The 14,326-nt window shown below is 48.5% G+C and carries 10 protein-coding genes; all 10 read right to left on the bottom strand.

Translation table 11 applies throughout. The annotated features are described in order from the left end of the window. Positions 1-28: 28 nt before the first annotated feature. On the bottom strand, positions 29-2,836 hold the full coding sequence (locus MHH50_RS15285) for a glycoside hydrolase family 2 TIM barrel-domain containing protein (RefSeq protein WP_340034569.1): 2,808 nt from the start codon (positions 2,834-2,836) through the stop codon (positions 29-31). 10 nt (positions 2,837-2,846) lie between these two features. Further along, positions 2,847-4,451 (bottom strand): helix-turn-helix domain-containing protein, encoded by a 1,605-nt coding sequence (locus MHH50_RS15280; protein ID WP_340034568.1) that lies wholly within the window; start codon positions 4,449-4,451, stop codon positions 2,847-2,849. Then, positions 4,451-6,241 (bottom strand): sensor histidine kinase, encoded by a 1,791-nt coding sequence (locus MHH50_RS15275; protein ID WP_076190337.1) that lies wholly within the window; start codon positions 6,239-6,241, stop codon positions 4,451-4,453. The genes MHH50_RS15280 and MHH50_RS15275 overlap by 1 nt, the downstream gene beginning before the upstream one ends. A gap of 102 nt (positions 6,242-6,343) precedes the next feature. Beyond that, positions 6,344-8,029, bottom strand: coding sequence for a hypothetical protein (locus MHH50_RS15270; RefSeq protein WP_076276554.1), 1,686 nt, complete (start codon positions 8,027-8,029; stop codon positions 6,344-6,346). Positions 8,030-8,059: 30 nt separating this feature from the next. Then, the gene (locus MHH50_RS15265) at positions 8,060-8,956 is read right to left on the bottom strand and encodes a carbohydrate ABC transporter permease (protein ID WP_340034566.1); all 897 of its coding nucleotides are present in this window, start codon (positions 8,954-8,956) and stop codon (positions 8,060-8,062) included. Between the two features lie 6 nt (positions 8,957-8,962). Next, a complete protein-coding gene (locus MHH50_RS15260; RefSeq protein WP_081383282.1) occupies positions 8,963-9,856 on the bottom strand; it encodes an ABC transporter permease subunit in 894 nt (297 codons plus the stop codon). 207 nt (positions 9,857-10,063) lie between these two features. After that, entirely contained in the window at positions 10,064-11,410 is a 1,347-nt protein-coding gene (locus tag MHH50_RS15255) for an LLM class flavin-dependent oxidoreductase (protein WP_076125544.1), read from the bottom strand. Positions 11,411-11,485: 75 nt separating this feature from the next. After that, the gene (locus MHH50_RS15250; protein ID WP_076190340.1) at positions 11,486-11,965 is read right to left on the bottom strand and encodes a DinB family protein; all 480 of its coding nucleotides are present in this window, start codon (positions 11,963-11,965) and stop codon (positions 11,486-11,488) included. Next, complete coding sequence (solA, locus tag MHH50_RS15245) at positions 11,965-13,137, bottom strand: N-methyl-L-tryptophan oxidase (RefSeq protein WP_076190341.1); 1,173 nt, start codon at positions 13,135-13,137, stop codon at positions 11,965-11,967. The genes MHH50_RS15250 and solA overlap by 1 nt, the downstream gene beginning before the upstream one ends. Beyond that, positions 13,134-14,315: an amidohydrolase gene (locus tag MHH50_RS15240; protein WP_076190342.1), complete on the bottom strand. Its 1,182-nt coding sequence runs from the start codon at positions 14,313-14,315 to the stop codon at positions 13,134-13,136. Before MHH50_RS15240 ends, solA begins: the two co-directional genes overlap by 4 nt. Positions 14,316-14,326: the final 11 nt, after the last annotated feature.

The following is a 14,326-nucleotide window of genomic DNA, read 5'->3' as shown; positions in this document are numbered from 1 at the left end:
AAGTAGCTCAGTAATCGCCTGCCTCTGCCTATTGGATCAGCTCTAGTAGCTCCGCAACATTGGCCTTGTACTGTGGTTTGAAATCGTCTGATTTCATATAACCCGCAAGGCTGGATAAGAACTGTCTGCCTTCCGGCGTATCGCTAACCTTAACAGCATCCAATGCGCATATCAGCAGGTTGCCTGCTCTTACACTGCATTCCACTAGGAAACTCAGCTTATGATTGCGTTCAAAATTATCGATAGTCTGCACTACGGGATTCCAGTTGCGGTCAGTTGCATCCATGATGAGCGATTTCGAATTCTCAACAATACTCCACCAAGGATAAGTAGAATATTCCTCGCTCGGGAACTCACGCAGCGCCGGGTGGTTGTTATCAATCAACAGCCCCATAGTACCAATGGGTACTGGCCGGTTCATGCTCTCTGAGATCGAGCGGAACATTGGATAACACCAGAAATCTGTGCAGTAATAACCTTCAACAGCATTTTTGAGAGATTCCGGTTTCGGCATAAGCAGTACATTCTCACCTTGCTCCAGCAATGCAAGTGCATCATCAGATAGCTTGTCGAAGACATGGACACCCTCCAGCATGTTGCCACTCTTCACTGGATAAATCCACAGGTCATAGCTCTTACGGATATCTGTTCCCTGTATGGAGAGGGACAATACGATAGTACTCATCCGGTCAACTACAGGTAGTTTTATTGCCAGATCGCAGATATCGATATAATTCGTTCCTGCAGGTACGTCCACCTCGGTTGAACCTGAGGCGAGTATACCGTTATCCTCGGTAAGCTCCCAATACAGTTCAAATGCACTCGGCATACCACTGCGGAAACAGCTCAGTTCGACATGGGCATCGAACGATTCACCAGAGACATAGTTATACTTGGGGAATCTTGCCAACAGAACGGCATCATTACAAAAAGTTCGCCAGTCCTCAGGACTTATCATTCCTTTGGAATCCATAAAGGCGTCGAGGACACCCACCAGCGCCGTTCCCTGGCCACTGAAATCCTGCAAATCAAGCAGTTGGAAGCCCGCAAGCCGCCGGGAGCGGAATGCCGCCTCGAGTTCCTCTTTGTAGCAAGCTACTGCCAGTTGCCCCGAGCATTCGAAATATTTGGCAGCCAAATGACCCAGCCCTTTACTTTCCAGTCGTTCACGGAAAATTATGAAATTCTCAGCTTTGAGCGGACCGTTGTATTTATCGATTTCCTCATAATTAGGATAGGTAGCATACTGTCCGATCTCATGCGAGATTACCGGAATGTGCGGTATCCATTCTGCGGAAGCGTCTCCAGCCTTCACCGTCTTGGCTTCCGTACCATACTGGATCTGGATCTCTCCGCCAGCGGCAGCTTCCATCCCCTCTCCGTTGAAGAGATCCTGAGGGACGATCTGATCGTCATAGTCTTTCATCGTGCCTGGCAGATCAATCTGGACATGACCTAATGGAGCATCACACATCGCATAGGAGCCTCTGAACAGCCGATCTCTGGAGAAGCGCACGCCGCTGAAGAAATCGTCATGTTCCAGAATTTCTGGCACCCATTGGTGGTTATTGGACCCCTGTGTATAGAGAATCCGGTTATCAAATGCTTTATAGTCCTTTAGGAAGGAATCAATCTTGGCTTTGCTGCCCCACAGCTCGTTGCCAAGCGACATCATCACGAAGGAGGGGTGATTGCCAAAAGCCTGAAGAATGGCATAGCCTTCGCTAATCAGATAGTCCTGCTCCGCCTGATTATGGCCCTCATCGGTTTCTTCTGTGATTGTTCCCCAGAAGGGAAGCTCTGGTTGCATGTAGATACCGAGCATATCCGCTGCGGTGAAAGCAGCTTCCGGCGGACAGCAGGTATGAAAGCGATAATGATTGATGCCGTAAGACTTGGAGATGCCCAGGATTCTTACCCATTCCTCGACGTCAGTCGGGGCATAACCGGTAAGCGGGAAGATCAGGCCGTCATGTTTGCCGCGGAGGAAGGTTTTTTCTCCGTTGATTGTAAACTTATCGCCCTCTGCCCGGAATTCCTTCAATCCAAAAACGAGCTCCTGTCGGTCCGTTATATATCCATCGCTGTCTTTCAAAACAAGGTTTATGTTATAAAGATTGGGAGCGCCTTCACTCCAGAGCAGCGCGTCTTGACCTAGCTCATAGTTGACGGAAAAACTACCCGGTGAGACTGGGTACTCCCGCTCGTCCACAGCATGTGTATTGTCGCTGTTGAAGCTCTGAGCAGACACTGTAAGTATAGATTCATTCCTGCTGTCCAAGGTTGCCGTGATTCGGACTGAGCGGGCTGAGAGATCCGGATCGAGCCGGATGCCGCTGAGCCGTGACTCACCATAGAACTGAAGCTCCATACGTCCGGTAATCCCGTTCCAGTTGGTTTGGGTATCCTGCGACGTTAAATGTCCACCTTTGGTTGGGTAACCAGTATTGTCCACGCGGATGGTGAGCGTATGATTCCCAGGTTGAAGCTGCGGCAACTCATATATATGTGGGGTATTTAGACTGTTACGGCTGCCTATTTCCTGATGGTCCAGCCATAGAGTCGTCAGTCTCGTACGTTCCAAAAATAGGAAGCAGACTTTGCCGGCTAGTTCTTCCGGAATGACGACCTCTTTTGAATACCAGACTTGCCCTTCAAACAAATACTCATCCGTTAATGCGCTTACTAAAACATCCTCGTTCTTCGGACCTTTGCGTGCGTAGGACGTTGTTCCGGGCAGTGTGATAACATCTGTAAAAGGCAATGCCAGCAGTCCTTGTTTTCCCTCATCCAATTGCAACTTCCATTCGCCTTCCAGGCTGATCTTTGTCTGCAAAATATCACTCCTAATAATGATAATCTCTGAACTCCTGAGGTGTAGTGCCGGTTGTTTTCTTAAAAAGGAAGGCAAAATAAGCCGCGGTCTGAAAGCCCACCTGCTCGGCAACCTCGTAAACCTTAATATTGGGGTCACGAAGCAGTTCCTTGGCTTTGTTCATACGCGCTTCCTGCACGAAGTCGGAAATCGTCCGGCCCATTTCTTTCTTGAAGAGAACACTTAAATAGCTGTGATTCAAGTGGAACTGCTCAGCAAGCTGCTTAACAGTCATGTTCTCATGCAGATGCTCCTCCAGTTGGCAGGCGACCCGCTGGATAAGGTTATGCTGCTGAGCGACCTGCTCTCTTTGATTAAGCTTAGCATATTGCGCCAAATATTCCAGTACGACCTTCCTGACTTCATCTACGCCTGTACAGTCGATCAACCGCTGCCACATGAGGATGTTCATCTCTGTTTCCTTCTCATGTACACGCTTCAGTTTTCTGGCTAGCTCGCTAAGCAAACCCATTCCGAAAGCCTGCACATAGGAAAAGGATACAGGCTCTCGTGCAAGTAACCCTTCGAAAGCATGATTGAAATAAGCGGAAGCTTTATCGCTCTCTCCTCTGTCCAGTAGCTTAACGATTTCCGGAATGTATTCTTCACGCAACCTGAAATCATGATATTCATTCATCAAGTTCCGGTCGAAATAGAGGATTTGTCCGTAGCCGGCCAGCCTGGCACCGCTCATCATATGCCTTACTTCCTTATACAGCAACGGTATTTCCGTCCAGAACAAACACTCTCTGCTGATTCCGACCGAGACGGAGGCTTTATACTGCTCTCTTAGGATATCTTGGATAAACGCAAGCTGCTTCTCAAGTCTTGCCCGCACCAATGGCGTTGCGTTCAGCACAATGACGGCCAGTTCATCCGCTCCTGTCTTCCCTATATAGGTACCGGAGAAACCAGATAGACCAGTCTTAACGCAGTTCAATAGCCCTTCGCTAAGCAGGATCCGATCCTTGGCATCATGCGGATTATCTAGGAACCTGCGGTCATATCCGAACAGGAATAATGTTGCCTGCCATTCCCCATTAGGCAGATCCAGCAGGCGCCGCCAGGATTCGAGCAGCTCATCACTGTGGATCCAGCCTTCGACCATATCTTTGACGAAACGTTCCTGCAGCACCTCATAGCTCTCTGTAACTTTCTCCCTAAGTACAGTGGTTTCCTGTTCAATCTGTTTTTTCTTCTCAACTACTTCTCTGAACGCAGCCAGTTTCATTTCGAGTTCTTCCGTCTTGATGGGCTTCAGAACGTAAGCTTTAGCTCCCAGATGTATAGCCTCCTGCACAAATTCAAACTCGTCATATCCACTGATCATCACAGTCTGTAAAGACTGGAGTAACGGATAATCCGCTCTGCATCTGGCGAGCAGTTCGATCCCTGTCATACCGGGCATCGAGACGTCAGCGATCAGCACATCCACAGGAGTTTCTCCTAGAATCGTTAGTGCTTCTTCACCAGATAATGCAGTTAACGGTTCCTCATACCCCAGAGCTTTCCAGCCAATATGACGAAGAAGCCCTTGAATCTGCATAGGCTCGTCGTCGACAATTAATGCCCGCATTAAGCTCCATCCCCCTTTTTTATCTCAGGACTTTCCTTGCAAACAGGGATATCAATGGTTACACAAGTCCATTCGTCTTCTACACTTTTAATCTCAAAGCGGCCCTCTGTGCCAAAATACAATGCAAGACGTTCACGGATATTGTTCATCCCGAATCCGTTTTGCGTACCCGTGTAGCTGCCGGCACGGATCTGTTCCAGCTTCTCACTGCCAATCCCTTTTCCATTATCAAAAATCTGAAACTGCACCGTATTCTCCACTCGTTTGATCGTAATTTGTATAAAAGCATGAGTTCTAGTTGTGATGCCCCCGTGCAGATAACAGTTCTCGACCGTTGGCTGTAGGATCAGCTTAATGCTGTACAGGTCAAGAACGTCCGGCTCTACCAGCCACTCTACGGATACCTGACCGGGATAACGCAGCTGCTGAATTTCGATATACGCTTTCAGATGCTCAATTTCGTCACGGATCAGCGTCACATTAACCCGGTTATTGAGTGCCAGCCGATAGAATGTCGTCAGCGCATCTATGGTTCGGATTTGCAATTCGTCCTGCTGATCTAATGCCCGCCAACGGATCAGGCTTAACGAATTATAAATAAAATGAGGGTTAATCTGTGCCTGCAACGCCCTGAATGATTGCTCCCGCTCTTTGAGCATGGCCTCTGTATGTTCTTCGACCAGTTTTCTCAAACGGCCAGACATGGAATTGAACAATACCTCAAGCTCCCCCAGCTCATCGTTGTCACGGTTTCTCACTGTAACTTCGAAATAGCCCTGTGAGATATCTGTCATCCTGGTGCCCAGCTTGCGGATCCGCCAAATCACATTTTTAAGTACAATCATGATTAGAAAGATGGACAGCAGCAGGAAAAATGCAATACCTGCTCCGATATAGTACATAATCCGCGTAGACTGCTCCTCCAGTCGGTCAAGATGCACAAGTGCGGCAACCGTCCAGCCAGACTTAATCTCCTGAGTGATCAGCATCATCCCGCTTTTTGTTGCTGAGGTTTCCAACGAGTTGTTCCAGTACTGACCTAAGGAGGATGAGGATAACCGGCTGCCAATTTCAGAGGGCTCCGAGGATGCAATAATGCGTTCGTTGTCGTCAACGATATACAATTCTCCGGCCCCTTCAAAAGGATGTTCGAACGATTCCATGAAGACACCGTTATAGTTCAGTAACAGGTACACAATCCCGTAAACATCTCCATACGCGTTCAGAATTTTATGGGATACCACTAGCTTAGTCCTGTCGTCAGCTGCATTAGTCCATACCAGATTGTCTGTTGTGCGAAGCATTTTCGTATACCAATCCCGCTCTCGAATTCCCGAAAGGCTCCGTTCTTCCGGCTTCCACAGAAGCCCTCCATCTTGCACTAGTGTATCGTTGGTATGATAGATTCGGAAATTCTCAATACCTGGCAAGTATTTGCTGGTGAGCAGAAAGGATCGGTCCACATAATTGACCGTACCCAATTGTTCATCGATATCCGCATAGTCCCTGGCTAATCTAGAGATCAGCTCACCATCCGTAGCCGTTCGGGTAGCCAGCAGATCATAGCTTTGCTTCCTGAATTCAATACTCTGCGCACTTTGCCGAACGGCTTCCCTGATCGTAAGCATATAATTGGCCCGCACCGTATGAAGCATCATGTACCCTGCACCTGCAGCCAGCAGTACGGTGGGGAGAAATACAATGAGTCCGTAGAATAATACAATTTTACTCCTCAGGTTCATGGAACGGGTCATACGGATGATCCATTTCTCTATTTGTTGTTTAATCATAGATTCCCCCCATGAAGTGCAAAGGGAGCCCCCTCCAAGTGAGAGGTGCTCCATTAATTTTTTATCGTTTACGATCCGCGACTGAAAGAGCATCACGGTTGTCTATTGCAAGGCTGTTACTTCCTCCTTGTACGTATCCAGCCACTCCTGCTTGACTTCACTCCAGTGCCCACGCTTCTCTAGTGCTGCTTGGAAATCGCTCCAATTCTTTTCGAATTGCCCCTCGTCTTTGGCCATTAAAAGCTTGGCTCGATATTCCTTGCGGATATTTTCGATCTCCGGTGAATATTTCTCCCATGCGCCGCCCTGTTTCATCTGGAATAGATCATAAGGCTCTGCCACGCGGATCGTTCCCATTTTGCCGATAGCCTCAGTGAACTTAATGGTCTTAGCAGCTCCGGCTTTTCCTGCATCCTCTGTGTTCCACCATGGGTACCATTCATTGCTGTAAGAGGCAGTCATGTAAAGCTCAGGGGTGACTTTAGCTTTTTGTGCGGTGTCTCCGGAATTGCGGCTCGTCTTGTAGGTTTCGTCTGTGAATTTCCATTTGCCCAACGGTTGATCAATCCAATCCCAGTATAATCCCGCCGGTCCTTCATTAATGACCTGCTGCTGCTCGGGTTTTGGTTGCAAGGTATAATCGAAGAATTTCAGAATAGCTTCCAGATTTTTGGTTTTTTCACTAACATAGACATCATAGCCTGGATTCGGATTGGTAACCTGATTAATTCCGACTTTCTCTACACCATCCACTTTAGGAAAAGGGATCGCTTCGTAAAACCACCCTGGCTCTGTTGGACCGTCCAATGTCTCCCAGGCTGAGGCAGGAATGTTCCAGAAGCTGCCGACATTGAAGGCAATACGACCTGATTTGTTCTTTTCTGTATACTGTTCTTTTTTGCTGGTGACGACCTCTGGATCGATCAACTTCTCCTGGTACATCTTGTTCATCCATTGATACGCTGCTTTATAATTGGGATCGTCGTAAGCGAATACAAAATCATCGCCGCGTTTGTCAACGCCATTACCTGCTGTAGTCACCCCGAATGCTGTCAAAATCGCGTTTTCATCGCTCCAGCCCAGATTATCACTAGTGTCCATTAGGAATGATAGAGGAATAAGCGATTTGCCGGAAGCATCCTTCTCTTCTGCAGCTTTCCGAAGGAAGGTCTCAACTCCTTCTAACGTTGCTAAGTCCTCTTTGGTCATACCTGTTTTCTCCAGCACATCACTTCTGACAATCCAGGCTTGAGATGCCCAGCCTGGCCACGGATCTTCCGGGTTTTGGTCAAACCAGGTAGGAATGGACCAGATATGACCCTCATTATCCTTCATAAGTTCCAGATACTGCTTTGGAATAGACGCCAGTCCTGGATATTTGTCAGGCATGTCGAAATACTGCTCTAGCGGCATAAGCTGTTTCGACCGGTTCATCGCGCTTTTGACCGTTTCGTTTCGGCTGAAGATAGCTGCATCTTCAAAGCCGCCTGTGTTTATCTTCAAATTAAGTGCAGTCATTGCGTCGCCTTGAGTGGTTTCCAGCTTCACATTTACTCCAGGCTCCTGTTCACGCCAATATTTCTGGACCAAACTATCATTATTGATGGTTGCCGTCCATCCAAGCCAGAGATTAAAGGAAGTCGAGCCACTGGCGGGCAGGTTACTTGACGTTTCATTGTCGCTTCCAGGCTTGTTCGCAGTATTCTCACCTGATCCGGAGCATCCGGCAATAGACATCAGTAAGGTTGCTGCAGCCAAAGCGGCTAGACCCGTTTTTTTGAATATCATTGATTTTTCCCCCTGTTCTATTATTGAAAATCAGCCTTTTACTGACCCTACAAGAACTCCTTTCACAAAATATTTCTGCAGGAACGGATACACGCACAGGATGGGGATTGCACTCACCATAACGACTGCCATCTTAATCGACATCAGTGTAATATTCTGCATTTGTGAGCTTCTCGCCAAAGCTTCCTGGTTGGTATTCGAGCCAAGGACAGCGGATAAATCCTGAGCAGCGAGCAATTGCTGCAGGAAGGTCTGCACCGGAATCAGGTTCTGCTTCGTGACGAAGAAAGCACCGGCGAACCAGTCATTCCAGTGTCCCACTGCGGTAAACAATCCAAGTGCGGCAAGCATAGGTTGAGAGAGTGGAATAATAATCTGAATCAGAGTACGAACAGGACCGGCTCCATCTATTTCAGCGGATTCTACCAGAGCTTCAGGGATTCCCTGTATAAACTTCAGCATGACAAACATGTTCCAGACCGAGAACAGCCCGGGAAAAATATACACCCAGAACGTGTTGATAAGCCCAAGATTATTAAGCTGAATATAGAAAGGAACCAGTCCTCCACTGAATAGCATGGTTAAAAGAATATAGCCTAGAATCGTGCTTCTTAATGGAAGGCCGCGGTAGGACAAGCCAAAGGCCACCAGAAGTGTGACGATAAGTCCTGCGAATGTGCCAATGACTGTCCTAGCGATTGTAATTAGATAAGACTGGCGGATAATCTCATTTCCTAATACAATCTCATAATTAATTAATGTGAAATTTTTGGGCCATAGATACACGCCACCTTTGACCGCACTTGCACCGTCATTCAGTGAGATGGCCAGCATGTACAGGAATGGATATAGTACAGACAAGCACAGACCTGCCAGTACTATGACGATGACGTATTGAGCTATTTTTTCACCTCTGCTGAGCTTCATATGCCATCACCATAATCCTTCACCATTTATTTTTCTAGATAACTGATTAGTCGAAACAACCAATATCAAGCTGATCACTGAGGATAACAACCCCACTGCGGTCGCCATTCCAAAATATCCCTGCTGCAATCCGTTGCGGATGATATACGTATCCAGTACATCCGCGACCCCTTGATTAGCAGAATTCATCAGCGGATAAATCTGATCCATCCCTACTGAAATCAGGCTTGGGATACTCAGAATTAGCACAATCGATATTGTCGGTAGAATACCCGGGAAGGTGATATGCCGAATCTGGGCTAGCTTTCCTGCACCCTCTACTTTGGCGGATTCATACAATTGCGGATCAATCGTTGTGATCGCAGCCAAATAGAGAATCGTGTTCCATCCGGTCTCTTTCCACAAGCCGCTTAATATAACCATGGGCCGGAACCACTCCGTGGAACCTAGAAAAAATACAGGATCACCACCTGCTTTCTCGATGAACTGATTGACCAGCCCACCATCCAAAGTCAGAAAAGACTGCAGGATGTAAGCGACTACAATCCATGAGAAAAAATGAGGCAAATAGCTGACCGATTGCACGAATCGCTTAAATACAGGCCGGGTTACCTCGTTAATCACCAGTGCCAGTAGAATCGGTGCCGGGAATCCGAAGATGAACTTAAGCACAGATATATATAACGTATTTTTGACGACAGTTAAAAACTGGGGATCTTGCAGGAAAGAAAAGTTGTCTAATCCCACCCATGTGCTGTTCCAGATCGAGGTGCCAATCTGAAAGTCGCGGAAGGCGACCTGAATCCCTGCCATCGGAATATAGCTGAACAAAAATAGCAACAGCACTCCCGGAAGAATCATTAAATATTGCCATCGGTACTTGTAGAACTTAGCGTACAATTTACATCCCTCCTTGATATTTCTATCATAAGGTGCAGCGGGAACCCTGCCTATATAACAGTGATTGGTTATCTATTGCTCTGATTGGTTCTTTAAAGCGCTTACGTTGTTAGACAAGCTCCGCTCGCACGCAAATAAACGCAGCCTTAAACGGCTGCGTTACATTTTTTATGACGAAAGCTAATTATTCGATTCAAATTATTATTGTTAATGTACGGCTTTTTGCCCTACCGGTTGTGAAGCCTTGGAATAGCGGTTCTCTGGCAATGGAATACCGAGATTTCCACGCAGGGTGCTACTTTCGTATTCAGTGCGGAACAGGCCCCGCTCTTGCAGAATCGGCACTACCCGATCGACGAATTCCTCCAGTCCATTAGGAACAGCAGCTGCGATCATAAATCCGTCTGCTCCTCCACCCTCAAACCAGGTTTGAATCTGATCAGCCACTTGCTCAGGTGTGCCAATAAAGCTGCTGCGCGGGGTAGCGGATTGTAAGGCGACCTGTCTTAGTGTTAAGCCTCTCTCCTTCGCGTCCTTTTTGATTTTATCCGTGCCGCTCTGAAAACTATTACGCCCCAACTCGCCAAGCTCAGGGAACGGTTCATCCAGCGGATATTGCGAGAAATCATGATGCTCGAAGAATCTGCCCAAATAGTTCAGTGCATTCTCAATCGTCACGAGACCAGCAACCTCCTGATATTTACGCTCTGCTTCCTCTGATGTGTCGCCAATGATTGGTGCAATACCAGGAAAGATCAGCACCTCATTCGGATCCCGGCCAAATGAAGCTACCCGTGTCTTAACATCGCTATAGAATGCCTGGGCATCTTCTAGCGTTTCGTGGCCAGTGAAGATAGCATCCGCTTCCTTTGAGGCGTAATTTTTACCAACTTCTGAGGAACCTGCCTGAAACACGACTGGCTGCCCCTGCTTCGAACGAGCAATATTGAGCGGTCCTTTCACGGAGAAGAACTCTCCTTGATGGTCCAGGGTATGCATTTTTTGCGGATCAAAGAATACACCTGTTTCTTTATCTCGAACAAACGCATCATCCTCCCAGGAATCCCATAATCCGCGTGTCACCTGCAAATATTCGGTAGCAATACGGTAACGCTTGCCATGGTCAGGATGCTCTGTTTTGCTGTAATTCGAGGCAGAGCCTTCCAGCGGTGAAGTCACCACATTCCAGCCGGCCCGGCCACCGCTGATTACATCCAGTGAGCCGAATTGACGCGCGACGGTAAACGGTTCACTGTAGGAGGTGGAAAGGGTACCAACCAGACCGATGTTGGTGCTGACGGCGGCGAGTGCGCTAAGAATGGTCAGCGGTTCAAACCGGTTAAGGAAATGCGGAATGGACTTTTCATTAATGTACAAACCGTCTGCGATGAAGATCAGATCCAGCTTGCCTTCTTCTGCCTTCTGTACCCACGCTTTGTATAATTCAAAGTTTACACTTGCATCCGGCTTAGCATCAGGATGGCGCCACATCGACGTACTGCCTCCTACTCCATGCAGCAGTGCGCCTAGCTTCAGTTGTTTTGGTTTGGTCATGTTCATTCCTCCTAAAAGTTTTGTGAGCATACGATTCCCAGGTTTTACTTCATGCAAAACTAACTATGAAAGTATTCATTGCACGAACGATGCATTGGCTGCGCCCTGCTTGATTCGCTCAATCTGGCCAAGATGTCTCTCTACATGTGCGGTGAAGCTATGGACGATATCGGAAATTTTAACGTTTTCCCCCTTGAAGTTAACCCCGCTTTTCTCCCAATCCTCTGCGCTGAGTCGTTCAAACAATAGACTGTTATAATAAAGCAGGCTGCGGAACAACTCCAGACTATCGGAAGCACTACCACTATTGGCGTACTGGCCGCTGACCCAAGTGTCCTGATTGAAGACTGGCAGCTGCGCAGTTGTAGCAGCGAGAATATCACGTATACGGAACGAAACCACAATGCTGTGATCAGCTAGATGGGCTAACACCTCAGTAATACTCCAACTCGTTGGTGCTGCCTTCCATTTCAGCTGTTCCTCTGATAACCCTGCGGTTGCATGCACCAGTTGGTTGTGCGTACTTAAAAAATTGCTAATTTGAACTTTGCTCATTAAATCCCCTCCAAAATTAGGCCTGCTTGCGAATGATCAGGTGTAAAACGTGATAACGCAAAAGGTTGAATGTTGTGGTTGGTAGCTCCACTTGTCGCCAAATCAGCAAGTATTTCACCTACAACACTAGAAAATTTAAAACCATGCCCTGAGAACCCTCCGGCTACCAGCACATTGGAGTGGAGCGGATGGCGGTCAATAATGAAATCTTCATCAGGTGTATGCTCATATTTGCATACAGATCCTTTAAGTAATCGGCCAGCTGCACCCGGCATGTAAGTCTCCAGTACTCTTCGGAGGTCTTGCTCATCGCTGGTTTCACTGCCAAAGGGAGCAAGTAGTGTGCCTGGTTTCCATTCCAGCCCCGTATCGTGCCGGCCGATCTTCAGACCGGCTCCAGCAATGCTGGGAAAGCCATAATAGCCACCTTCCTCAGCTCCTAGCGTGAAGCCAGGGAAGTTACCGGCTGCAAAAGCAGGTGAGCTCTCAAACCAGCCCACAACTTTGCGGATCGCCTTGATTGGCAAATGCACAAAAGGCGCTAACGCACCAAACCAGGCTCCGGCACTAAGGATAGCTGACGCTCCGTGATAATCGCCGTTTGTTGTATGAACTGTTACACTGCTTTCGCGGGCGGTGATGTTTACTACCGAAGTGTTCGTCAACAGTTCCGCACCCTGTCCAAGGGCAAGCTGGCGGTAGGCGGAGATACAGCGCTCGCTGTACAAATACCCGGCATCTGGTTCATACATTGCTGCGAATGTTTCCGGAATGTTCAATCCCGGCCAGCGCCGCCGGATCTCTCCGGCATCCAGATGCTGGACCTGCACCTTCCGTTTCTTTGCTTCCGCGAGACGACCGCTGAAGGAATACACTGCACTATCTGCGAGATTCAAAACGCCCGAGCGGACAAGCAGTTCTATTCCGCTCAACTGCTCGGCTTCTTGCCATAAATGATCTGCCCGCAGAGCCAAATTAATGTAGGCGGGATCACCACTGTAAGCATGCCGGATCAGCCGCGTTTCCCCGTGATGGCTTCCCTGTGTATGTGGAGGATCAAAGGCATCAATTAGCAGCGTCTTCACTCCGCGCTTCGCAAGATAGTAACCGGCACTCATGCCCATCGAGCCTGCGCCGACGATAATTACATCGTAACTGTTATGTTCAGCTATAATTCTGCACCTCCTTCGGGACTGTACTGCACTAGGGATCGTACAGCTACATCCGCAAGGAAACGTGCTGCCACAGGGAGTGCACGTTCATCCAGATTGAAGGCCGGATGATGCCATTCCTGGCTTCCTTCAGTACCTACAAAAACGAACAGTCCGGGTACCACGCGCTGATAGAAGGCGAAATCCTCTCCAGCCAGAGAAAGCTCTGGCTGAATCGCTCGGTAGCCAAGAGCTTCGACCGATTCAACTCCAAGCGCTGCTAGGGAGGGATCGTTGATAACCGGAGGTGGCCCTTCTATCCAGCGAACGGTAGCTTCTGCTCCAAGAGCCGCTGCTACACCGACCGCCACTTCTTGAAACCGCTCCAGCACTTTGCTGCGCACCGTTTCATCAAAGGTGCGGATCGTCCCTTCAAGCACCGCTTTTTCGGGGATAATGTTCCATGAATTGCCGCTGTGAATCTGCGTCACACTGACCACCGCACTCTGCAGCGGACTGACATTGCGACTTACAATGGACTGGAATGCCGTCACAATATGCGAAGCCGCTACAATCGGGTCTATGCCAGCTTCCGGAACGGCAGCATGAGAACTGCCACCCTGCACTTCAATCACAAACCCGTCAGCTGCTGCCATTAAAGGACCACCCTTAATACCGATGGTTCCGACTGGCAGGTCTGGCTTGTTATGCAGCCCGATCACTGCCCGGACGTCTTCTAGTGCCCCGCTAGCAATGATTCGCTGTGCACCCTGCGCCTTCTCCTCCGCTGGTTGGAATAACAGGCGCACCGTTCCCTGTAATTGCTGCTCTCGCTGTTTCAATTGATAGGCGGCACCAATCAAGGCAGCCGTATGGAAATCATGCCCGCAGGCATGCATTTTGCCGGGATATAATGAAGCGAAGGATACTCCGCTTTCCTCCTGGATTGGCAAGGCATCAATATCTGCGCGCAGTCCGATGACCGAACCGGGCTTTTTGCCGCCAATCTCTGCGATCACGCCGGTAGACAGACCGTATTCTACGATCCTGACTCCTGCCCGCTCCAGCAAGGAAATAATATATTCTGTTGTGCCATATTCTTCATTGGACAGTTCCGGGTGCCGGTGCAGATGACGGCGTATCCCGATTAATTCTTCTTCAAGCGCTTCCGCACTCAACTCTTTAGCTTTACTTGTCATATACAGTCACC

It is taken from the genome of Paenibacillus sp. FSL H3-0302 (assembly GCF_037982245.1).
GTDB lineage: Bacteria > Bacillota > Bacilli > Paenibacillales > Paenibacillaceae > Paenibacillus_AQ > Paenibacillus_AQ odorifer.
This window is presented reverse-complemented; position numbering and strand designations above follow the sequence as displayed.

Bases quoted from the DNA above. Each gene is read 5' to 3' on its own strand.
- MHH50_RS15275 (WP_076190337.1), bottom strand. From the start codon at position 6,241: ATGATTAAACAACAAATAGAGAAATGGATCATCCGTATGACCCGTTCC.
- MHH50_RS15250 (WP_076190340.1), bottom strand. From the start codon at position 11,965: ATGAGCAAAGTTCAAATTAGCAATTTTTTAAGTACGCACAACCAACTG.
- MHH50_RS15265 (WP_340034566.1), bottom strand. From the start codon at position 8,956: ATGAAGCTCAGCAGAGGTGAAAAAATAGCTCAATACGTCATCGTCATA.
- MHH50_RS15255 (WP_076125544.1), bottom strand. From the start codon at position 11,410: ATGACCAAACCAAAACAACTGAAGCTAGGCGCACTGCTGCATGGAGTA.
- MHH50_RS15240 (WP_076190342.1), bottom strand. From the start codon at position 14,315: ATGACAAGTAAAGCTAAAGAGTTGAGTGCGGAAGCGCTTGAAGAAGAA.
- MHH50_RS15270 (WP_076276554.1), bottom strand. From the start codon at position 8,029: ATGATATTCAAAAAAACGGGTCTAGCCGCTTTGGCTGCAGCAACCTTA.
- MHH50_RS15280 (WP_340034568.1), bottom strand. From the start codon at position 4,451: ATGCGGGCATTAATTGTCGACGACGAGCCTATGCAGATTCAAGGGCTT.